Origin of the sequence: Pseudomonas sp. WS 5021 (assembly GCF_012985535.1) — a bacterium.
GTDB lineage: Bacteria > Pseudomonadota > Gammaproteobacteria > Pseudomonadales > Pseudomonadaceae > Aquipseudomonas.
In genome coordinates, this window is the sequence record NZ_JAAQWP010000002.1 from 14,235 (window position 1) to 37,082 (window position 22,848).

General features: G+C 63.7%; 10 protein-coding genes. 7 read left to right on the forward strand and 3 right to left on the reverse strand.

Going from position 1 to position 22,848, the window contains the following annotated elements:
- Nucleotides 1–201: 201 nt before the first annotated feature.
- The 5 genes from HBO19_RS06535 to HBO19_RS06555 all read left to right on the forward strand — a co-directional run bounded on the left by HBO19_RS06535 (nucleotide 202) and on the right by HBO19_RS06555 (nucleotide 8,145).
- Nucleotides 202–2,727, forward strand: a complete 2,526-nt coding sequence (locus tag HBO19_RS06535) for an acyl-CoA dehydrogenase (RefSeq protein WP_170057102.1) — start codon at nucleotides 202–204, stop codon at nucleotides 2,725–2,727.
- Nucleotides 2,728–2,870: 143 nt separating this feature from the next.
- The gene (locus tag HBO19_RS06540; RefSeq protein WP_170057103.1) at nucleotides 2,871–4,214 is read left to right on the forward strand and encodes a 3-oxoacyl-ACP reductase; all 1,344 of its coding nucleotides are present in this window, start codon (nucleotides 2,871–2,873) and stop codon (nucleotides 4,212–4,214) included.
- Nucleotides 4,215–4,216: 2 nt separating this feature from the next.
- Nucleotides 4,217–5,119 (forward strand): MaoC/PaaZ C-terminal domain-containing protein, encoded by a 903-nt coding sequence (locus HBO19_RS06545; RefSeq protein ID WP_170057104.1) that lies wholly within the window; start codon nucleotides 4,217–4,219, stop codon nucleotides 5,117–5,119.
- A complete protein-coding gene (locus HBO19_RS06550; protein WP_170057105.1) occupies nucleotides 5,116–6,414 on the forward strand; it encodes an acetyl-CoA C-acetyltransferase in 1,299 nt (432 codons plus the stop codon). The genes HBO19_RS06545 and HBO19_RS06550 overlap by 4 nt, the downstream gene beginning before the upstream one ends.
- 27 nt (nucleotides 6,415–6,441) lie before the next feature.
- Nucleotides 6,442–8,145 (forward strand): AMP-binding protein, encoded by a 1,704-nt coding sequence (locus tag HBO19_RS06555; protein WP_169955775.1) that lies wholly within the window; start codon nucleotides 6,442–6,444, stop codon nucleotides 8,143–8,145.
- 122 nt (nucleotides 8,146–8,267) lie between these two features.
- Here the strand turns inward: HBO19_RS06555 and HBO19_RS06560 are convergent, their stop codons facing one another.
- Nucleotides 8,268–9,383: a Gfo/Idh/MocA family oxidoreductase gene (locus HBO19_RS06560; RefSeq protein ID WP_170057106.1), complete on the reverse strand. Its 1,116-nt coding sequence runs from the start codon at nucleotides 9,381–9,383 to the stop codon at nucleotides 8,268–8,270.
- 328 nt (nucleotides 9,384–9,711) lie between these two features.
- On the opposite strand from HBO19_RS06560, the gene HBO19_RS06565 reads away from it, so the two are divergent.
- Together HBO19_RS06565 and HBO19_RS06570 are read left to right on the forward strand one after the other, a co-directional pair.
- Nucleotides 9,712–10,752 (forward strand): YCF48-related protein, encoded by a 1,041-nt coding sequence (locus HBO19_RS06565; protein WP_170041594.1) that lies wholly within the window; start codon nucleotides 9,712–9,714, stop codon nucleotides 10,750–10,752.
- A gap of 15 nt (nucleotides 10,753–10,767) precedes the next feature.
- On the forward strand, nucleotides 10,768–13,143 hold the full coding sequence (locus tag HBO19_RS06570; protein WP_170057107.1) for an RND family transporter: 2,376 nt from the start codon (nucleotides 10,768–10,770) through the stop codon (nucleotides 13,141–13,143).
- A gap of 65 nt (nucleotides 13,144–13,208) precedes the next feature.
- On the opposite strand, the gene HBO19_RS06575 is transcribed toward HBO19_RS06570, so the two are convergent.
- Nucleotides 13,209–17,870, reverse strand: coding sequence for a hypothetical protein (locus tag HBO19_RS06575; protein ID WP_170057108.1), 4,662 nt, complete (start codon nucleotides 17,868–17,870; stop codon nucleotides 13,209–13,211).
- A 45-nt stretch (nucleotides 17,871–17,915) separates the two neighbouring features.
- Nucleotides 17,916–22,769, reverse strand: a complete 4,854-nt coding sequence (locus HBO19_RS06580) for a DUF6543 domain-containing protein (RefSeq protein WP_170057109.1) — start codon at nucleotides 22,767–22,769, stop codon at nucleotides 17,916–17,918.
- Nucleotides 22,770–22,848: the final 79 nt, after the last annotated feature.

Consider the following 22,848-nt stretch of genomic DNA (forward strand, 5'->3'; position numbering starts at 1 on the left):
TGATTTCTTTCTCCCTTCAACACTTCGGCTGACACGTTCGGCCGAGAATTATTTCGCAAACAGATTAAATAAAAATTTCAAAACAAAATTTGAATTTGTCTTTTCAAGTTTGTAGTGTGGTGATCAGTCGCAGGCCATACCGACCTGCTGACATGCGTGCCGTGCCCTGAATAGTTGCCCTGATCAAGTAGAGGTATCTCCATGGTTATCTGGTTATTGGCGGGACTCGCTGCGGCGACTGCCCTGGCGTATCGACAAGCGGCAGCCACCCTGTGGCTGGGGGCTGGCCTGGCCTGGCTGGCGGGCGGCTACCTGTTCAATGTGGTCGCTGGGTTTGGCCTGAGCGTTGCGGCGTTGCTGGTGGTGGTACCGGCGCTGCTGCTGAGCATCAAGCCGCTGCGCCGCGCACTGTTGACCAGCAAGGCCCTGGGCCTGTTTCGCACGATCATGCCGGCCATGTCCGACACTGAGCGCGCGGCTATCGAGTCCGGCACCGTGTGGTGGGACGCCGAGTTGTTCAGCGGCAAACCCAATTGGCAGCGCCTGCTGCAAGCCGCTCCGGCACGCTTGAGCGCCGAAGAGCAGGCGTTCCTCGACAACGAAGTGGAAACCCTCTGCGACATGGCCAATGACTGGGAAACCACCCAGGTCTGGCAGGACCTGTCGCCCGAAGGCTGGCAGTACACCAAGGACGCCGGCTTCCTCGGCATGATCATTCCCAAGCAATATGGCGGCAAAGGCTTCTCCCACTATGCCCATTCGCAAGTGGTGATGAAGCTGTCGACCCGTTGCTCGGCGGCGGCGATTTCGGTGATGGTCCCCAACTCCCTGGGGCCTGCCGAACTGCTGCTGCATTACGGCACCGACGCCCAGCGCAATTACTACCTGCCGCGCCTGGCCCGTGGCGAAGACATCCCGTGCTTTGCCCTGACCAGCCCCTATGCCGGCTCCGACGCCGGGGCGATTCCCGACCTGGGCATCGTCTGCAAGGGCATGCATGAAGGCCAGCAAGTGCTGGGTTTCAGCGTGACCTGGGACAAGCGCTATATCACCCTCGGCCCCATCGCCACAGTGCTGGGCCTGGCCTTTCGCGCCGAAGACCCGGACGGCCTGCTGGGTCAGCCCGGTTCGCTGGGCATCACCTGCGCGTTGATCCCCACGTCCCATCCCGGGGTGAACAGTGGTCGCCGTCATTGGCCCCTCAATGCGGTGTTCCAGAACGGCCCGACCACCGGCAAGGACGTGTTTATCCCCCTGGAGTGGGTGATCGGCGGCCGCGAGCAAGTGGGCAACGGCTGGCGCATGTTGATGGAATGCCTGGCCGCCGGGCGCGCGATTTCCCTGCCGTCGGCCAACGTTGGCCTGGGCAAGGTGGCGGTACGCGGTACCACGGCCTATGCGGCGATGCGCAAGCAGTTCGGCCTGCCGATTGGCAAGTTTGAAGGGGTGCAGGCGCCGTTGGCGCGCATGGCCGGGCACCTGTATGCCTGCGATGCGGTGCGCAAGGTGTCGGTGGCGTCGTTGGATGCCGGTGAGAAACCCTCGGTTATCTCGGCAATTGCCAAATACCACGTCACCGAGCGTGCGCGGATCATCGTCAACGATGGCATGGACATCGTCGCCGGCAAGGGCATCTGCATGGGGCCCAACAACTTCCTGGCCCGTGCCTATCAACAAAGCCCCATCGCGATCACGGTGGAAGGCGCGAACATCATGACCCGCTGCCTGATCATCTACGGCCAGGGCCTGATCCGGTGCCATCCTTATGTGTTTCGCGAGATGGAAGCGGCGCGCAACACCGATAGTCGCAAGGCGCTGCTGGCGTTCGACAGTGCCATGTTCGGTCACCTGAGCTTTGTGCTGGCCAATACCGTACGTGCGGCGGTGCATTCTCTTACAGGCGGGCGGCTGATTGCCGTGCCGGCCAAGACCGACCCTTCGCTTGCGTCCTACTACCGCCAGGCCAATCGGCTGTCGGTGGTGCTGGCATTGATTTCCGATATTTCCATGGGCGTGCTGGGCGGGGCGCTCAAGCGCAAGGAAAGCATCACCGGGCGCCTGGGCGATATGCTGTCCCAGCTCTACATCTTGTCCTGCGTGCTCAAGCGTTTTGAAGACGATGGCCGGCCCCAGGCGGATCTGCCGCTGGTGCATTGGTCGGCCCAGGACGCCCTGTTGCGGGCCCATGAAGCCCTGGCCGAGGTGCTCGACAATTATCCTTCGAAGCCGGCTGCGGCAGTGATTCGTGGCTTGAGCTTCCCGTTCGGCATTCCCCAGCGCAAGCCGTCAGACCGCTTGCTGGCCCAGGTGGCCGAACTGGTGCAGACCCCGGGCGAAAGCCGCGACCGTTTGCTGGCCAACTCCTACATCCCGCGTCCGGAAGTTGACAAGTTGGCCTACGGCGAGTTGGCGTTCCGCCTGCTGCCCCAGGTGGAGTTGATCGAAGGGCGACTCAAGGCGGCCGTCAAGCAAGGCACCCTCGACCCGATGCCGATCAGCAGCACGGCGTTTACCGCCTGGCGCATCAAGGCCCGGGCCCTGGATTTGATCAGCGCCGACGAAGATACCCTGCTGGCGCGCTACGTGGAGTACGCCGACCACGGTATCCAGGTGGACGACTTCCCGCAGGACTTCGGGTTGCTGGAGGCACTGCAAAAGCGTCAACAGGCGTTGGAGCAAGTGGCCAAACCCAGCAGCAAAAAACGTGAAAACGCCCCGGTGAACTAAACACCAACACGCGCCCTGTAGGAGCTGGCTTGCCTGCGATAGCGGTGTGTCTGTGCCAAAGATGCAATCTGACACACCGCCATCGCAGGCAAGCCAGCTCCCACAGGAGATTGGGTTTGCAGGTCAGGAAAACGGATCGATTTATGAGCGACAGCTATCTCTCTTTTGTGAACTCTGCCTGGGGCCGTCGCCTGGCCCAGACTATCGGCTTGCCACAACCCTTGCCCCTGCAACGTCATCGCAGCGGCCAGCAAGGCTTGGCCAACCCGGTGATCATCGCCGGGGCAGGGCGCCTGGCGGACGAGGTGCGGCGCATCTTCAAGGCCACCGACACCGTGCCGGCCCAGGCCGCCACGCTCAAGGCGCCGTCTACGGTCAAGGTCCAGGGCGCGGTGTTCGATGCCAGTGCCGTGCTCGACCTCAAGCAACTGGACGAACTCTACGAATTCTTCCACGCCAACGCCCGGCGCCTGGGGCAGCACGCCCGCGTGGTGGTGCTGGGCACCGCGCCCGAACACTGCCAGGACTTGCCCCAGGCCATCGCCCAGCGTGCCCTGGAAGGCCTGGTGCGATCCCTGGCCAAGGAGCTGCGGCGGGCGATCACGGTGCAACTGATCTATGTCGCGCCGGGTGCCGAGCAGGCCCTGGAAAGCAGCCTGCGCTTTTTCCTGTCGCGGCGTTCGGCCTATGTCTCGGGGCAGGTGGTGCGCCTGGAACAACCGGTCGATGCCGCCCCCGCCATCAACTGGGACAAGCCCTTCAGCGGCCGCCGCGCCTTGGTCACCGGCGCCTCCCGTGGCATTGGCCTGGCTATCGCCCAGGTCCTGGCCCGTGACGGCGCGCACGTGGTGTGCGTGGATGTGCCGCAAGCGTTGGCCTCCCTGGAACAGGCGGCCAGCAGCGTCGGCGGCCACGCCTGGGCGCTGGACATCACCGCCGCCGATGCGGTGCAGCAGTTGCAGGCTTATGTGGCCGAGCACGGCGCGTTTGATGTGGTGGTGCATAACGCCGGGATCACGCGCGACAAGACCATCGCGAAAATGACCGAAACCGCCTGGCGCAGTGTGCTGGCGGTCAACCTCGAAGCGCCGTTGCACTTGAGTCAAGCCTTGCTGCAGGGGCAGGGGCTCAATGCCGGTGGGCGGGTGGTCTGTGTGTCGTCGATCTCCGGGATCGCCGGCAACCTGGGGCAGAGCAACTACGCCACCTCCAAGGCCGGGGTGATTGGCCTGGTGCAGGGCCTGGCGCCCGTGGCGGCGGCGCGGCACGTCACGGTCAATGGCGTGGCGCCGGGGTTTATCGAGACCCAGATGACCGCGAAAATCCCGCTGATGATTCGCGAAGCGGGGCGGCGCATGAACTCCCTGTCCCAGGGCGGGCAACCCATCGACGTCGCCGAAACCATCGCCTGGCTGGCGCATCCGGCCTCGGGCGGGGTCAACGGCCAGGTGGTGCGGGTGTGCGGCCAAAGCCTGTTGGGAGCCTGAGCATGGACTACGTGACGCAGATTATCGATCCGCCGCCATCGCGCAATCGCCTGTTGCTCGATGGCCTGTTGGCGCTGCGCAAACCCAAGCTTGAGGGGGCGCCGGCCTTGCCCAGGGAGCGCCTGGTGCGCTCGGCGGTGGAGTTGAGTGCCAGGGATATTGCCGCCTACGGCCGGGCCTGTGGTTTCCGGCGTGAGCAAGGGGTGCCGCTGTCCTATCCCCATGTGCTGGCGTTCCCTTTGCACTTGATGCTGCTGACGCGCCCGAGTTTTCCGTACCCCGCCAGTGGCATGGTGCATCTGGCCAACCGCATCCGCCAGCATCGGCGCCTGCAGGAAGGCCAGGCCCTGCGCCTGGAAGTGTTTGCCGAGCGCTGGGTGGCCCATGCCAGGGGCCAGGCCTTGAGCATCGCCACCCATGCCTACAGCGCCGGCGAGTTGGTGTGGCAAAGCGAAAGCCTGTACCTGCGCCGGGATATCGCCAACCCGCTGGGCGAACCCTGGGGGCACAGCCTGCAATTACCCGAAGAGGACCTGCGGCGGACCCAGCGCTGGGTGCTGCCGGCGGATCTGGGGCGGCGTTTTGCCAAGGTGTCGGGGGATTTCAACCCGATCCATACCTCGCTGATCGGCGCGCGCCTGTTCGGTTTTCGCCGGGCCATTGCCCATGGCATGTGGACCCTGGGCCGTGCCCTGGCCGCCCAGCAACCCCCGGGCGGGCTGGATGTGGCCGAGGCCCATTGCGAGTTCAAGTTGCCGATCTTCCTGCCCGGCCAGGTCGCCCTGTGGAATGCCCCGGCAGACGGCCCGCGCCGCGCGTTCGAGGTGCGCAACCCGGCCGGCGACAAACCCCATATGCGCGGCCTGTTTATCTGGCACCCACGTTTTGATGAGAGTCGTCCATGAGTGACTACAGCTTCAACCCCGCCCCGACGCGCCGTGTGGCGATTGTTGGTGGCAACCGCATTCCGTTTGCCCGCTCCAACACGGTGTACGCCCACGACAGCAACCAGGATTTGCTGGTGGCTGCGCTGCAAGGCCTGGTGGACCGCTACAACCTCCACGGCCTGCGCCTGGGCGAGTTTGCCGCTGGCGCGGTGATCAAGCATTCGCGGGATTTCAACCTGGCCCGAGAATCGTTGCTGTCCACCACCCTGTCTGCCGAGACCCCGGCCTACGACCTGCAACAAGCCTGCGGCACGGGCCTTGAGGCGGCGTTGCTGGTGGCCAATAAAATCGCGCTTGGGCAGATTGAAGTGGGGATTGCCGGAGGCGCCGATACCACCTCCGACGCGCCCATCGGCATCAACGAGTCCCTGCGCCGCACACTGCTGGCGGCCAACCGCGCCAAGGGCGCCGGCAACAAGTTGCGCAGCCTGTTGGCGGTGCGTCCCTCGATGTTTTTCAAGCCTTTGCTGCCACGCAATGGCGAGCCGCGTACCGGCTTGTCCATGGGCGAACACTGCGAAGAAATGGCCAAGCGCTGGCAGATCAAGCGCCTGGCCCAGGACGAACTGACCCTGACCAGCCACCAGCGCCTCGAAGCGGCCTATAACAACGGCTTCTTCGACGACCTGATCAGCCCCTATCGCGGCCTGTCCCGCGACAACAACCTGCGCGCCGACGCCAGCCTGGAGAAGCTCGCCAGCCTGTCCCCGGCCTATGACCGGCAGAACGGCACCCTCACGGCCGGCAACTCCACGCCGCTGACCGACGGCGCTTCGGTGGTGCTGCTGGCCAGCGAGGAATGGGCCGCCGCCCGCGGCCTGCCGGTGCTGGCCTACCTGCGTACCGGCGAGACCGCGGCGGTGAACTTCGTCGATGGCAGTGAGGGCCTGCTGATGGCACCGGCCTACGCCGTGCCACGCATGCTTGCGCGCGAAGGCCTGGGTTTTGCCGACTTTGATTTGTTCGAGATCCACGAAGCCTTTGCCGCCCAGGTGCTGTGCACCCTCAAGGCCTGGGAAGACGCCGATTACTGCCGTGAGCGCCTGGGGCTGGAGGCGCCGCTGGGGCCTATCGACCGCGCCAAGATGAACGTCAACGGCGGCTCGCTCGGTTGCGGTCATCCCTTTGCCGCCACCGGTGGCCGTCAGTTGGCGGCGCTGGCCAAGGCCATCCACCAGCGTGGTGGCGGGCGCGGCTTGATTTCCATCTGTGCCGCCGGCGGCCTGGGCATTACCGCCATCGTTGAAAAGTAGCCCTACAACAACAATAAGGAGACTGCGATGAATGCTGTAAGCCTGGACCAAACCGAACGTATCTGGCTGAACGCCTACCTGCCCGGCGTGCCCAGCGACATCGATGCCGGCATCGAGGACTACCCGTCGTTGCGCGAGGTGTTTCTCGAGCATTTGCACAAATACCGCGACCGTGTGGCCTACGTCAGCATCGGCACCGAAATGACCTACGCCACTTGGCAGGCCCAGGGCATCGCCTTTGCCGCCTGGCTGCAAGCCCAGGGCGTGCGCAAGGGCGATCGCGTGGCATTGATGATGCCCAACTGCCTGCAGTACCCGATCTGCCTGCTGGGCACCATCCTCGCCGGTGCGGTGGTGGTCAACGTCAACCCGTTGTACACCTCCCACGAACTCAAGCACCTGCTCAAGGACAGCGGCGCCGAGACTGTGGTGATCTTCGAGAACTTCGCGCACACCCTGGAAAAAGTCGTGGCCGGCAGCACGATCAAACGCGTGGTCATCGCGGCCATTGGCGACCTGCTCGGCACCTTCAAGGGCGCGGCGATGAACTTCATCCTGCGCCGTGTGCAAAAACAGGTGCCCGCTTTCAATCTGCCGGGTGCGCTGCGTTTCAACCAGACGCTCAAACAGGGCCGGGGCCTGACCCACACCCCGGTGCCGCTGGCGCGTGAAGAACTGGCGTTCCTGCAATACACCGGAGGCACCACCGGCGATGCCAAGGGCGTGATGCTCAGCCACCGCAATATCATCGCCAACCTGTTGCAGGCCAAGGCCTGGGTGGGCGATCAACTGGACCAGAACCAGCAGGAAACCAACGTCACCCTGTTGCCGCTTTATCACATCTTTTCCCTGACCGTGAATTGCCTGATGTTCATGTGCCTGGGCGGGCGCAATATCCTGATCGCCAACCCACGGGACGTGAAGCGGGTGCAGATGATCCTGCGCAAGGAGCGTTTCAACGGCATTGCCGGGGTCAACACGTTGTTCAACGGCTTGCTGGAGAACGCAGAGTTCCGCGCCCGGGACTTTTCCGACCTGCGCCTGGTCATCGCTGGCGGCATGGCCACGCACACCGCGGTGGCCAAGCGCTGGAAAGAAGTCACCGGGCTGCCGATCATCGAGGGTTACGGCCTGACGGAGTGCTCGCCGGTGGTGAGCATCAGCCCCATCGATATCTCACGCATGCGCGACATGGAATTTACCGGCAGCATCGGCGTGCCATTGCCGTCGACCTGGGTGCGCTTCATCCGCGAGGACGGTGAAGTGGCTGACATCGGCGAGCAGGGCGAATTGCAGGTACGCGGCCCACAGGTAATGCAGGGCTACTGGCAGCGCCCCAAGGAAACCGCCGAGGTACTGGACGCCGAGGGCTGGCTGTCGACCGGGGATATCGGGGTGATGAACGAACAGGGCTTCATCCGCCTGGTGGATCGCAAGAAGGACATGATCCTGGTGTCGGGTTTCAACGTGTACCCCAATGAAATCGAAGACGTGGTGGCGTTGCATCCAGGGGTTGCGGAAGTGGCGGCGATTGGCGTGGAGGATGGGGTGACCGGGGAGAAGGTAAAGATTGTCGTGGTGCGCCGCGACCCCAGCCTGACTCAGGAACAGCTGTTGGCCCATTGCCGGGAATACCTGACGGGTTACAAGGTGCCCAAGTTTGTCGAGTTCCGCGTCGAAGAGTTGCCCAAGACCACGGTGGGCAAGGTCCTGCGCCGCGCATTGCGCTGACTTGATACGGTCTAATGTGGGAGCGGGCTTGCCCGCGATGACAGAGTGTCAGTCAATAAATGTGCTGACTGACAGCCCGCCATCGCGGGCAAGCCCGCTGCCACATTGATCGGTGCGGGTCTTTAAATTTCGCTCACGTTGACCCACCGCTCTTCCCGCACCGCCAGCCGAAGCGCTGTCGCCAACCGCTCCACCTCCCATGCCGCGTCAAAATCAGTACCCGCTGCACCTTGCCCGGCCAGTGCCATGATCAACTCCTGCACCTCCAGGGTCTTCAGTTCGTTGTACCCCAACTGATGGCCCGCCGCCGGGCTGAACGCGGCATAGCCGGGCAGGGCGGGGCCTGCCAGCAGGCGCTGGAAACCCTGGTCACCGACGCGAAACAGGCGCAGCTCATTCAACCGCTCCTGATCGAACGCCAGGGTGCCGCGTGTGCCGCTGATCTCGAAACTCAGGTGATTCTTGTAGCCGTGCTTGAGCCAACTGCTGCTGACGGTGCCGCGTGCGCCATTGGCAAAACGCAGCAGGGCATGTACCTGGTCGTCCACCGCAATTGAGCGCAATTGGGTGCTGCCAGGGCTGGCCGGGCGTTGGGCGTGGACGGTCTGGCTGTCGGCGCACACCTTGCTCACATCGCCCACCAGGTAACGTGCCATGGCCAGCAGATGACTGCCCAGGTCCGCCAGGGCGCCGCCGGCATGCTCTACCTCACAGCGCCAGGACCAGGGCGACGCCGGGTCGGCCATGAAGTCTTCGCTGAACTCGCCCTGGAAACTGATGATCTGCCCCAGCTCGCCCGCCTCGATCATCTGCCGCGCCAGGACGATCATCGGGTTGTGCTGGTAGTTGTAGCCGACTCGCGTCACCACCCCGGCGTCGCGGGCGGCGCGGCGCATGGCGTCGGCTTGCTGCAGGCTGGTCGCCAGGGGTTTTTCGCAATACACCGCCTTGCCCGCCGCCAGTGCCGCCATGGCCATGGGGTAGTGCAGGTGGTTGGGGGTGGTGATGGCCACCAGGTCCACTTGCGGATCATCGATCAGTTGTTGCCAGTCGCCGTGTGCCTGGGCAAACCCCCAGGCACTGGCACAGCGCTGCGCACGCTCGGTGTCGGCATCGGCCAGGGCCGCCAGTGTCAGGTTGAAGGGCAAGTCAAACACCGCACGGGCGTTATTGAACGCCAGTGCGTGGGCACGGCCCATGAAGCCTGTACCGATCAGGCCGATTCCAAGTGCGCGCATGGCGGTGGTCCTTTTGATTATTGTTTTCAGGAGGGCAATTAATAGAATAAAAATTCTCTACAATCAATATGTGGAATAAAAATACCGCCAGCTGACTGCGGGCAAGTCATCATTCCAGCGAATGCGGCTATATTCAGCGCGAAGGCAAAAGGCCTCTAGTTAACAAAAGATAACGTAGCGCCGATTGTCAGACGATTCCAAAGCCCGATAGGATGGCCCCTGCTTCCTCAAGGGGCTCTAGATTGCAGGTTTGCGCACTGCGAACACCCTGCAAGGTGTTACGACCTAACAATAATAAATGGGAGAAAGGTCTATGAGTGAGCCTGTCATGGGTGTGGGTTTTTGCCGCCCGCTCGCGTCGCGCAAGGTCGCGGTGCTGGCTACAGCGCTCTCGCTGCTGGGGGTTGTCGCGTTGTCGACGGCTGCCCAGGCTGCAACCGACGCCGCAGAACCTGCGGCATTTGCCATTGAATCGCCGAAAGCCGAAAAAGGCCTGATGATCGACGTCGTGCACGCCGGCAAGCGCCTGGTGGCGGTCGGTGATCGCGGGCATATCCTCTATTCCGATGATCAGGGCGCGACCTGGGTGCAGGCCAAGGTGCCGACCCGGCAGTTGCTCACGGCGGTGTTTTTCATCGACGAGCAGCATGGTTGGGCGGTGGGGCATGACGCCAAGATCCTCGCCAGCAGCGATGCCGGGGCTACCTGGACCGAGCAGTTCAAGGACCTCAGCCGTGAAGCGCCGCTGCTGGACGTGCTGTTCAACGACCCCAACCACGGCTTTGCGGTGGGCGCCTACGGTGCGCTGATCGAGACCACCGACGCGGGCAAGACCTGGGAGGACGTCAGCGACCGCCTGGACAACGAAGACCAGTACCACCTCAACGCCATCGCCCAGGTCAAGGACGCCGGCCTGTTTATCGTTGGCGAGCAGGGCAGCATGTTCCGCTCCAGCGACGCGGGCCAGACCTGGGAAAAACTCGAAGGCCCCTACGAGGGCTCGCTGTTTGGCGTGATCGGCACCGCCCAGCCCAAGACCCTGTTGGCCTATGGCTTGCGTGGCAACCTGTTCCGCTCCACCGATTTTGGCGACACCTGGATGCCGGTAGAGCTCAAGGCCGCCCGTGGCGCCCTGGAGTTTGGCCTGTCGGGTGCGACCCTGCTCGACGACGGCACCCTGGTGGTGGTTGGCAACGGCGGCAGCGTGGTGGTCAGCCACGACGATGGCCTGACGTTCAGCGTATTCAACCGCCCGGACCGCATTTCACTCTCGGCGGTGACGGCGGCGGGCAATGGCGACTTGATTCTGGTGGGGCAGGGTGGCGTGCGCGTCGCCGAGCCAACTGGCGCCGAACGCAAAAAACAATAAGAAGGCGGGGATAGAATGAGCAGTCATCACAACGATAAAGCGACCTTTCTTGAGCGCCTGATCTTCAATAACCGTCCGGCAGTGATCGTGATCTGCCTGCTGGTGAGCATCTTCCTGTTCTGGCAGGCGACGTTGATTCGCCCGTCCACCAGCTTCGAAAAAATGATCCCCCTGCAACACCCCTTCATCGAAAAGATGATGGAGCACCGCAACGACCTGGCGAACCTGGGCAACACCGTGCGTATCTCGGTGGAGGCCAAGGACGGTGACATCTTCTCCAAGGAGTACATGGAGACCCTGCGCCAGATCAACGACGAAGTGTTCTACATTTCCGGCGTCGACCGCTCCGGCCTCAAGTCCCTGTGGAGCCCCAGCGTGCGCTGGACCGAAGTGACCGAGGAGGGCTTTGCCGGCGGCGAAGTGATCCCGCAGAGCTACAACGGCTCGCCGGAAAGCCTCGACCAGTTGCGCAACAACGTGCTCAAGTCCGGGCAGGTGGGGCGCCTGGTGGCCAACGACTTCAAGTCGAGCATCGTCGATATCCCGCTGCTGGAGTCCTACCCGGACCCGCAGGACCAAGGCAAATTGCTGGCCCTGGACTACCAGAAGTTCTCTCACGAACTGGAAGACAAGATCCGCACCAAGTTCCAGGAGCAGAACCCCAACGTCCAGATCCATATCGTCGGGTTCGCCAAGAAAGTGGGCGACCTGATCGACGGCCTGATCATGGTGGTGCTGTTCTTCGGCGTTGCGTTCGTAATCACCCTGGTGCTGCTGCTGTGGTTCACCAACTGCGTGCGCAGCACCATCGCGGTGTTGAGTACCACGCTGGTAGCGGTGGTCTGGCAACTGGGCCTGATGCACTTTTTCGGGTTCGGCCTGGATCCGTATTCGATGCTGGTGCCGTTCCTGATCTTTGCCATCGGCATCTCCCACGGTGTGCAGAAAATCAACGGCATCGCCCTGCAATCCAGTGAGGCCGACAACGCCCTGACGGCGGCCCGCCGTACGTTCCGGCAACTGTTCCTGCCAGGGATGATCGCGATTCTTGCGGACGCGGTGGGCTTTATCACCCTGCTGATCATCGATATCGGCGTGATCCGCGAACTGGCCATCGGCGCCTCCATCGGCGTGGCGGTGATCGTGTTCACCAACCTGATCCTGCTGCCGGTCGCGATCTCCTATGTGGGTATCAGCAAACGTGCGATTGCCAAGAGCAAAAAGGACGCCAACCGCGATCATCCGTTCTGGCGCCTGCTGTCGAACTTTGCCAGCCCGAAAGTCGCGCCCATCTCCATTGCGCTGGCCCTGGTCGCCTTCGGTGGCGGCCTGTGGTACAGCCAGAACCTGAAGATCGGCGACCTCGACCAGGGTGCCCCGGAGCTGCGCCCGGACTCGCGCTACAACAAAGACAACAACTTCATCATCAACAACTACTCCACCAGCTCCGATGTGCTGGTGGTGATGGTCAAGACCCGCGCCGAAGGCTGCTCGCGCTACGAAGCCATGGCGCCCATCGACCAGTTGATGTGGAAAATGCAGAACACCGAGGGCGTGCAGTCGGCGATCTCCCTGGTGACCGTGTCCAAACAGATGATCAAGGGCATGAACGAGGGCAACCTGAAATGGGAAACCCTGTCGCGTAACCCGGATGTGTTGAACAACTCCATCGCCCGTGCCGATGGCCTGTACAACAACAATTGCTCCCTGGCGCCGGTGCTGGTGTTCCTCAACGACCACAAGGCCGAGACCCTCGACCGTGCGGTGCATGCGGTGCAGGACTTCGCCAAGGAAAACAACAAGGAAGGCCTGGAGTTCATCCTCGCCGCGGGCAACGCCGGGATCGAAGCGGCTACCAACGAGGTGATCAAGGAAGCCGAGCTGACCATCCTGATCCTGGTCTACCTGTGCGTGGCGACCATGTGCATGATCACCTTCCGTTCCTGGGCCGCGACCCTGTGCATCGTATTGCCGCTGGTGCTGACCTCGGTGCTGGGCAACGCGCTGATGGCGTTCATGGGCATCGGCGTCAAGGTCGCGACCTTGCCGGTGGTGGCACTGGGCGTGGGGATTGGCGTGGACTACGGCATCTATATCTACAGCCGCCTGGAAAGCTTCCTGCGCGCCGGTTTGCCGTTGCAGGAAGCCTATTACCAGACCCTCAAATCCACCGGTAAAGCCGTACTGTTCACCGGCCTGTGCCTGGCGATCGGCGTGTGCACCTGGATCTTCTCGGCCATCAAGTTCCAGGCCGACATGGGCCTGATGCTGACCTTCATGCTGCTGTGGAACATGTTCGGTGCACTGTGGCTGCTGCCGGCCCTGGCGCGGTTCCTGATCAAACCGGAGAAACTGGCGGGGCAGAAGGGCAATTCGCTGTTTGCCCACTGAGCCTTACCGCAGGCAAGGCCCTTGTCCCCAGGGGCCTGTTGTCACCCGCGAGCGTGTGTGCCCTGTCAGGTGGCCAATGGCAGGAACCACCGCTCGGCCAACGCCTTGCCAATCAAACCACGGTGTACATCCACGACCGCCTGGGGGCTTTGTGCCCTGGCCAGTTGCGAGTAGTAGCCGACCCGGCGTTGCTCGCGTGTCTTGAGGTGGGCGGCGGTGTAGTGTTCCTTGGGCGTATCGGCTGCCGGGTAGTGGAAGTGGGCGTACCACAACGGGTAACCGTGCGGGTCGTTGACGGCATACTCCTGGACGAAGTCCCGGCGCTCGCCGCTTAACTGGATACGCTCGCCCAGCAACGCCATATTGGCGTGTTTCTGCTCGATCAGGTATTCCAGGTTGCCGTGGGTTGGCGGCAGTTCCAGGCACAGTTGGATGCGTAGCGCCTGGCCACGCTCACTCAGGCGGGCCGCGGCCTGGCGCATGTCATTTTCCAGGGGCTGGTCAGCCGGTGTGCGGGCTTCGACGGGCAGGGCCTGGATCGCCTGGTGCAGCTCGGTGGCCAGCTTGTCATAGCGCGTCGACTCATACTGCAGCACCTCCTGGACCTCTTCCGGGTGCCGGGAAATCTTCTTGTATTGCTCGCCACGCTTGAGGTGCTCTTCAAGCATGGCCAGCAGTTTGCGGGCCTCACCCTTGACCAGGTTCAGCGCGCGCGGTGCCGCCGGAGAGCGCGGGGGCGATGCTTCTTTGAATGCGATCCATTGCTCGCCCCGCTGTGAATACAGGCCCAGCAGCTCGTCATTGACCTGGGAGCGTACTTCGACGGTTTCCACGCTGCCCACGGGTTTGACCTCACCGATAAACGTGCCTTTTTTCGGGGTGCGGATGATTTTTTTCAGCGGCTTGCCGGCCACCGCCGGGTTGCGCCGGCTCGGGCGCCTGGGTGGCTGGGCGACGGGTTTGATTTCGCTGGCCAGTTGCTGGGCCGCGTCCTGGTACAGTCCCTCCACCAGCTTGAGCAACTTGGCAAAATGCTCGCTGTCCAGCTCATCGGCTTTGACGATGCCGACCCCCTGCAACGAATCCAGGCCCCGGCCATAGTGCTCCACCAGGCTTTCCAGCACGCTGACGCGGTCCTCGGCCGTCAGTTCCAGATCGTTCAGCTCACTGTGGGTACGCAAGTGTTCCTGCAGGGGTTCAAGGATGTCGATCAGTACATTGACCAGTGGATGATCCGGGTGGTTGTGGGTCATCAGTGCGTAGTTGCGTATCAGCAAGTCCTTGACGGCCAGGGCGCTGATTTCCTGGGGACGGTCCCAGGTCAGGCGGCGGTAGTGTTCGCTGCCGGGGTTGCCCAGGTTGAACAGTTGGTCCAGGTAACGATCACGCTGCTCCAGCCAGTGGATCGAACGCTCATTGATGACAATCATTTCCCGGATGAACCGCCGGTAAGCTGCAAAGTCACCGAACACAGCCTCGGCCAGGCGTTCTCCTCGGAACGTGAAGTGTCTGTTGTTGCGGTACAGCGCGTCGCGATCTTTCTTGGCCACCACCACATGCTTGCGCGTGTTGTTGACGATGTTTTCCAGCAAGCTCGCCACCGACTCGGGTGGCAAGGCAATCCCCAGCTCGCTGCGTTCTTTGAGGCTGTCCAACTGTTGCTGGTATTCCAATGTCTGTTCCTGCAGGGCCGTATCGAAGCGTTGGCGACTGTCAGCCTGTTGCGCTTCGCCAAAGCGTGGGTCTTCGGCGGTGCTGGTCATCACTCCCAGGATAATCTCGATCCGTTTTTGCCGGGCCACCTGCCCCTGGATGAACTGTTCGTAAGAACGCGTCAGTTGGCTGATCCGCTCAGCCCGTCGCTGACGTTCGGCGGCGATCCGCCTGGGTGGCATGCCACCTCGCAGGCGCAGGCGGGTATCTACCGACCACACGCCGTTGGCATCGCTGCGCAGGTAAGGGTCGCTGCGGGTGGTATCGCCAGGGGCGACGACCCTGATGTCGCCCTCCGGCCCCAGGGTCACTTGCAACCATTCGCCATTCGCCTCGGCGTGCCAAATGTTTTCAACCAGGTACAGCCCCTTGCGTGGCCCATTCAGCACGGGGCGCGGCAGGGGCGTCGGCCGGATGGCCTTGAAACTGCTCAGCCGCACGCGCTGGGCAGGCGTCAGGCGTTGACGGGTCTGCGCGAAACTGAAGTCCAACACATTGCGGCTGGTGTCCGGCAACATGCCCGGCAGGGTCACGGCTCCCTCGCGAATCGTCGGTGCCAGGGGCACCGGCCATTGTTCGGCAATACGCGGGGCGAGCGCCGAAGGCAGTGCACGCGCCTTGAGCCCGGCAGCCAGGGGCGGGTAAGACGCCGTCACCTCGGGAGCCGCCTCGAACAGCAGCAGGCCGAGATTGAGCAGCAGATCAACCGCTGCCAGCTCGCGCTGCTGCTGATCCTCGGCGGCCAGTGCCGCAATGTCCTGGCCCAGGCTGGCCATCAGGCCCAGCAGCCAGCCAGTGAGCATCGCCGGCCCGCGCAACAATGGCAGCAACAGATTGCCGAACAACAGGCTGCTACCCTCCAGCAGTACCTGCCAGCGGCTCTCGCTGTTGGACACCGACTCGCGGTCGGCCTGTTGCACCAGTGAGCGGGCATGGTCGCTGAACAGGAAGCTCATCAGGCGCCCGGTGGCCAGGCATTGTTGCAATTCCTCGTTGATGCCATCGCGGGACAGGGTCGCCGGCACCGGCTTGCTCAAGGGCGCAAATTCATCGCCCTGGCCGAAGCGCAGGTAGTGCGGCTCACGGAACCCGCCGTGGGCATAAATCGGCCGGGCGCTGTCACTTAGCCAGGTCAGCACACTGTCCTGTAGCTCGCCGGGCTGGGCGATGGCCTCGAACAGCGTCTGGCGGCTGGCGAATTCCTGAAGTGCTTGGGCATACAACGGGCGATACAGCAGATGAGGGCCGACATCGGCGTTCAACGCTTCGATCAGGTACATGTTGCAGACGCTGTCGGCAGGGGCGCCAGGGGCCCGTACCAACGCCAAATGGCGGATCACCACTTGGCGGTTGTCGACCTGCTGCTCGGCAACATTGCCCTGCATCAGCGCGGCCACCAGGCGTGCGCCCTGGCGGCTCACGCCGGCCTGTTGTTTGAGGCACAACTCCAGCGCCAGCAACGGCAATTGCGCGGCCTGCTGATCGGCAAACAACGTTTCACGCTGCTGCGCCTCGGGGCTGTCGCCCAACAGGTGCTGCTCCAGCAGGCGCGGGTAGTGCTGACCGATATCGACCTTTTCAATAAGGCCACCGGCGCCCATCAAATAGTCGGCGGTCAGCCAGGACGGCAGCGCCAGGCCATGGCGATTGCTCAAGGTCACGGTGCCGCTGGGGCGGCTGGCCAGGTTGTCGATGGCCATGTCCGTAAGGCTCATGCGCTCGTGGCGGATAATTCCGACGGCGCCCGGATAGCCCGAGGTGACAGTGAAGGTCAGTTGCAGGTCGTCGGGGTGCAGGGCGGCGACAGACGGTGGCGTAGGCAACAGGGAGTCGAAGGTCACCGCGTCGTGTTGCAGGGCTTGCAGCAGGGCCTTGACGGTGAAGGTGCGGATATCGTCCAGATCACTGAAAAAGTGGCGCCCGCCGCCGCGCTGTTTGGCGCTGGCCAGTGCCAGGGCATACCGCCGGTAAGTCGCGCGGTCGTCGACGCTGGCCTGTTGCAGCCAGCTCGGCAGGTGTTGGCGCAGGGTGTCCAGGGCCTGGAGTGGGGCGGCCGGTGAGTCGCGCAAAAACCGCCCGGGATCGGTGAGTTCAGCATACAGCGCCTGCCAGGCGCTGAAGGGCTGGGCCGTGGGCAGGCGCAGGTTGCCCAGGTCTACCAGTTGGCGATTGAGGATCATCGCTGCCTGGTGCTCGAAGATATCGCCGTCGGGCTCGTAGCGCTGGATGAGGATATCGTCGACCTGATATTGACTACCCAGGCGCTGGCCGTAGGCCTGGACCAACGCATCCATGGAGGCAAACGCTTCAATGCCACCGCCGGGGCTGCACAGCAGCGCCGGCGTCTTGCCTTGCACGGTACGGATCAACACCAGTTCCGGGCTCAGCAGGTGGCTGCTCTGTTCCGCGCTTTTGAGGGTGACTTCCAGGCCATAGGCGAACACCACACCTTGGCCATGGCGGGCGATCCGCGCTTCACGGTCGGGGAGGGTGACCAGTTGGTCGACCGCCTCCTGCGCCTGTGCATCCAGGCTTGTGTGACGCAGGGCGCAAACGCGCAAGGTGTCCATCAGTACGTGCGCAAGCCAGCGCCAATGACCGGCGTCCCAATAGTCGGCCAAGGCATTTTGCAGGGCGATGGGCAGGGTCTGGGGCAGTTCGCCAATCAGGCTGGCGATGACCTGCATATCGAGGTTTTCCCGGCTCAAACCGGGCAGTTTCAGGCGTTTTGGCGGCTCGTCCGAGAGGTACCAGGGCACGTTGTCCACGTCGCTGAAGTCCAGCGCGATGCCACTGGCCAGCGCATCCTGAACCACTGCCATAAATGGCTGTAACAGCCAACTGCGGCGTTGCGGCCGGGCCAGGCGAGTGCGGCTCAGGTCTATCGTCAACGTGGGGTATTTGGCGCCGATGGCCGACGCGAGTTGTTGGCGGATTACCGTTTCCAGTGTCGGGCGATCAGCAAATTGAGCGCTCACGGCATGGGCGATAGAGGAGGGGGTGAGGGTTTGCATAAACATCCTTTTTTATTGGCAGTCGTTGCCCTTCATGGCCGGGTTCTAGGCGGGCACCAGGCTGAGGAACAGGCGTTGGTCAAGCGGCGCGGTGATCGGGTGGTACAGGTCTCGCACGATGGCCTGGCTGTCCGCACCGGCCTGGGCGATCAGGTCCCGCAGGGTCACAAAGCGCTGTTCGGGGCGCTTGAGGTGCGCGGCGGTGTAGGCGCCTGGCACGCTGTCGGCCTGGGGGTAGTGAAAGTGGGCATACCACAGCACCGTAAGGCGGTTCTTCTCGCGCACGGCGAACTCCGACACGTAGTCCTTGGCCGCGGTGCGTTGCGGGCCGTGGACCAGGCCGATGTCGATCGCCGCGTGGGCGCGCAGGAATTCGATATTTTCCTGGCGCGGGCGTTGCGCCTTGTAGCCCTCGATGCAGTGTTGTGTGCCTTGTGCGCGCAGTTCGACGGCCCGCAGGCGCAGGCGCTCCACGGTCTGGAGCATGTCGGGCTTGTCCCCGTGGTGCTGGGCCAGCCCGGCCGCCACCGTTTCCAGGCGTTCGGCCTGGTGCACGAGCATGTCGCGCCAGTCCTGGGGGTTGAGTTCATCGCGGCGCGAAGGGTCGCTGAGTTTCTTTTTCTGGAACTCGATGGAGCGCTCGATAGCCGGCACTTCCTCCAGCAGCCGTTGCGCCTGGCTGCGCAAGGTCGCCAGCGCCGGCACCTGGGCGGGCTTGGCGGGTGGGGTGGGCCTGGCCTCGATGATCTCCACCCAGCCTTCCTGGGGCTGCTCCATGAAACGCCCACTGATCTGCTGAGTGATGGGATTGCGGGTCACGATGGTGGGGAAGGGGAGGTCGCGTTGGGCCGGTTCCAGATCGCCCACCAGGGCCCCCTTGTCCCTTGACTTGAACACGCGCTTGGTCCTTGACGGTGCCCGTACCGGCTTGAAGGCGCCCGGTTGGGGCGGGAGGAACTCATCTTCGCGCAACAACGCAGCCAGATCAGCCTCGGCGCTGTCACGCACGGTGTACAACCGCTCGATCAACAGCGGCATATACCGTGGGTGGGCCAGGGGCGAGTCGAGCTCCAGCAGGCTCTGATAAATCTGCAGGCGCCGGTTGTAGTGCTGGATCAGGTTGGTCAACACCTCCTTGCGCTCGGTGGAGGTGAACCCCTCGGTGGTCAGCAGGTCCAGGTGCGAGTCTTCCAGGGACGACAACGAGGATTGCAAGTGGTCATGGCGCTCCAGGAAGTACTGTTCCTGGGGCGTGGTGGCCGCAACCGTCTGGTCAATGCTCAAATCGGTCAGCACATCCAGGGATTCGAGGGTGGCGTTGAGGCGGTTGTAGAAGCGGCGCTTGGGATGACCATTGAGGTATTTGAGGCGTTGCGCAGGGCCGGTCTTCAAGCGCGCGGCCATCTCCTCCAGGGTGTTCTCGATGGCAAGCATTGCCTGGGCATGACGCTCGGAAACCGCAAAATTAGTCTCCAGCAGGTCTTTGACATAGTGCACCGCCGCCGTGTCGTGCGCCGTGCCTTGCAGTTCGATCAGCGATTCGCCGTGCTCGGAGACAAAGCTTGCCAGATACAGGGAGGCCAGTTGGCTGACGCGTATCTCATCGGTGGCCAGCATCGACTGGTATTGCTCCACGCACTGGCCCTCATAGTCGAAGTGGCTGTCAACGGCCTTCATCTGCCCGTAGGCCTCGATCAGCAGGCGTCGTTGTTGCAGCAACTGGGCGGCGGCCTGGTCAAAGCGCTCCTGAAAGGCCTGGAACCCGGTCCTGGCCCAGGAGCGTTGGGCCACGCTGTTGCGGTGTTCGGCCACCCGCGCCGGGTCGTCAGGGGCACTGCGCAAGCGGTTGCGGGCCTCGCCCAGGGCATTGTGGGCGGTCTCGAACTTCAGTCGGGCAGCCTCCAGCACCCGGTCGATGGGTTGCAGGCGTTTGATCAGGGCGCTGACCTCGTCACTGATGCGATTGATCTCATCCGAGGCCTGGGTGCGTTGCTGAGCGATTTGCGCCAGCTTGGCCTTGAACCGGTTCTTCGGCCCACCACCGCGCAGTTTCAGGCCCAGATCCAGGACCCAGTGGCCTTGGGCATTGCGCGTGAGCGCGAACCCAGGATGTTGCGGTTTTTGCGGATGGATCAGGGACACTTCGCCCAGGTCCGGCACGATATTCACCCGAAACAGCAGGCCGGCCACCGAGGCGTGCCACTGTTGACCGATGCGGTACAACCCTTTGAAATCACCGATCTCCAGGGGCAACGGGGCCGGCACCGGCCAGGGTACATGCAGCTCGCGCAAGGCATCGAGCAGGCGGCGGCGGCTGCTGTCGCGCGCGTTGGAGTGGACAAAATCCACCAGGGTCTGGTCGCCGGCCGGTGGTTCGGCGGGCAGGCCCACCGGGCCCAGCTCGATCGGGATGGCCGGCTGGGTCGCGCCCGCCGGGCGGCGTAGCGCTGCGAGGGTCAGCGGCAAGGGCGGCTCGCTGTCGTGCGCCAGCCATTCAGGGGGGCGGGAGGCTACATGCAACAGAATCAGGCCGATATTGAGCAGCACATCGACCCAGGCCAGCTCCCTCGCGGCGTCATCCTCGCCTTGCAGGGCCGCGATATCGTGCCGCAGGCTGACCGCCAGTTGCACCATCCAGCCTGCAACCATCGCCGGCCCGCGCAGCAGCGGCAACAGCAAGGCGTTGAACAGCAGCCAGCCACCTTCGAGCAGCACTGCCCAGCGACTTTCGGTATTGGATACCGCGTCCCGGTCGGCCAGGTCCACCAGTGCCCGGGCATTGCTGCCGTACAGGTACTGGGTCAGGTTGCCGGTGGCCAGGGACTGGGCCAGGGACCCGGGAATTTGCCCACCGTTGGTGTCCTGCGCCAACTGTGCCGGGGGCGGCGCGGGCCACTGCACGGTGTCGTCGCCCTGGCCGAAACGCAGGATATGCGGGCTATGGAAACCGCCGTGGCTGTAGATCGGCCGGGCCTGGTCCGACATCCAGGCCAGCACGCTGTCTTGCAAGGCCCCGGGCGCGGCGATGGCATCGAACAGGGCCGCGCGCTGGCTGAATTGCTGCAACGCGTCCTGGTACAGCGGGCGGTAGAGAATCGCCGGCCCGGCGTCGATATCCCGGGGCTCGATGATAAATATATTGCTGACGATATCCGGCAGCGCCCCGGGTTTGCGGGCGAAGGCCAGCGGGCGGATCACGATGTCCTGGGCATCCACCTCCCGCTGCGGCGCGCTGCGGTGCAGCACGGCTTTGACGTAGCGATAACCGAGGAAGGTGAACCCCTGTTGCCCGCGTATTGCCAGTTCCAGGGCCTGGCGTGGCAGTTGCACGGCCAGTTCGTCGCCGAACAGCACCTCGCGCCGGCGTATCCCGGGGCTGTCCCCCAGCAGCAGCTCGCGGATTTTCTGCGGATAGTGTTGGCCAACGTCCACCTGGCGGATCAGCCCGGGGGTGCTATGGAACAGGCCTTTTTCCCCGAGTATGTAGTCCTCGGTCAGCCAGTCCGGGACGGCCGCCCCCGATGTGTCCCGAAGGGTTAGCCGGCCCTGTGGCGCCGCAGCCAGGTTGTTGATGGCCAGTGCTGTCAGGCTCATGCGCACCGGGGCCAGGTAGCCGCTGTGGATGTCACCGACCGGGACATGGAAGGTCAGTTCCAGGTTGTCCGGTTCCACGCTGGACTCGGGGTGGTCACGGCGCATCTGCTCGCGCAGGGTGCGGGTGGTAAAGGCCTGCAGGTTCTCGACGCCGTCCAGAAAGGACGCACCTTCGGTTTTGCGTTGCAGGCGCGCCTGTTCCAGCAGCTCTTGGCGATAGGCAAAGCGCTGTTCGGCGCTGGCCGCCTGCAGCCAGGACGGCAACGCTGCCTGGAGAGCGGGTTGGTGCGTCGGGTCTGGCGCGGGGGCGGCGCGCAAGGCGAGTGCCGGGTCGGTGGCCTCGGTGAACTGCTGCTCCAGGGCGCGTACGCCCTCGGCGGCCGGCAGTTGGATGGCTTGGAGGTCGTCCAATTGCTGGTTGAGCAGCAGGGCGGCCTGGGTATCGAAGAGATTGCCATCGGGTTCGTAGCGCTTGACCACGACTTTGTCGACCTGCAAGCGGCTGGCCAGGCGTTGGCCCCAGGCCTGGGTGAAAGCCTCCAATGAAGCATACGGCTCCACATTGCCCGAGGCCTGGCACAGCAGGATCCGAGGGCCTTGTACCAACAGCAGGTCGGTGCTCAACAGGCGGGCATCGCTGCCCGGGCTGACGACGCAAGCCTCCAGGCAGTAGGCGTACACGATGCCCGCAGGCCCGGCCAGGCGCTCGCGCCGGTCAGGTTGGCGGGTCAGGTCAAACAGCATGTCCCGGGTTGGGCCTGCCGGCAGCAGGCTTGCGGTGCTTTTCAGGTTATCGGCCAACAGGTCGCCGAGCCATTGCCAGCGGCTGGCGCGGGTGTCTGCGCTGAGGTTCCAGTAGTTCGTCAGGGCCTGCTGGAAAGCGATCGGCAGGGTAAAGGGCAGGTCCACGATCAACCGTTCAATGACCGCCATGTCCGGTTCGCGCGGGCCATTGGCTTCATAGGTCAGGCGTGAGGGTGGCTGCTGGGAGAGAAAGCAGCGGCGTTCGTCGATGACCTGGGTCAGGTTCAGGGGCGTGCCATTGCCCAGGTGGTCGAGGACCACATCGCTCAAGCGCCTGAGGTCCCAGCCGCGTTTTTGGTTGGGGGTCGCCAGCTTGACGGTGGACAGGTCCAGGGCCAGCGCCGGGAACTGTTCCAGCAGGCGTTCCTGCAGGTGGTGTTCGACCACCTGACGCAAGGTCGGGCGATCGGCGAATTGGCGGGCGACGGCCAGGGCCGGGGTGTTGCTGCGGTGAGTGAACAGCAATGGGCCAGGGGGTGGGGCGGGTAAAGTGTCGGGCATAAGAGGTTCCGTTCTGCGCGATGGGGTTCTCCCGCAGAATGGCAAGCCGCTGGGGCCGCAGTGTGGTAGCCGGTTATCG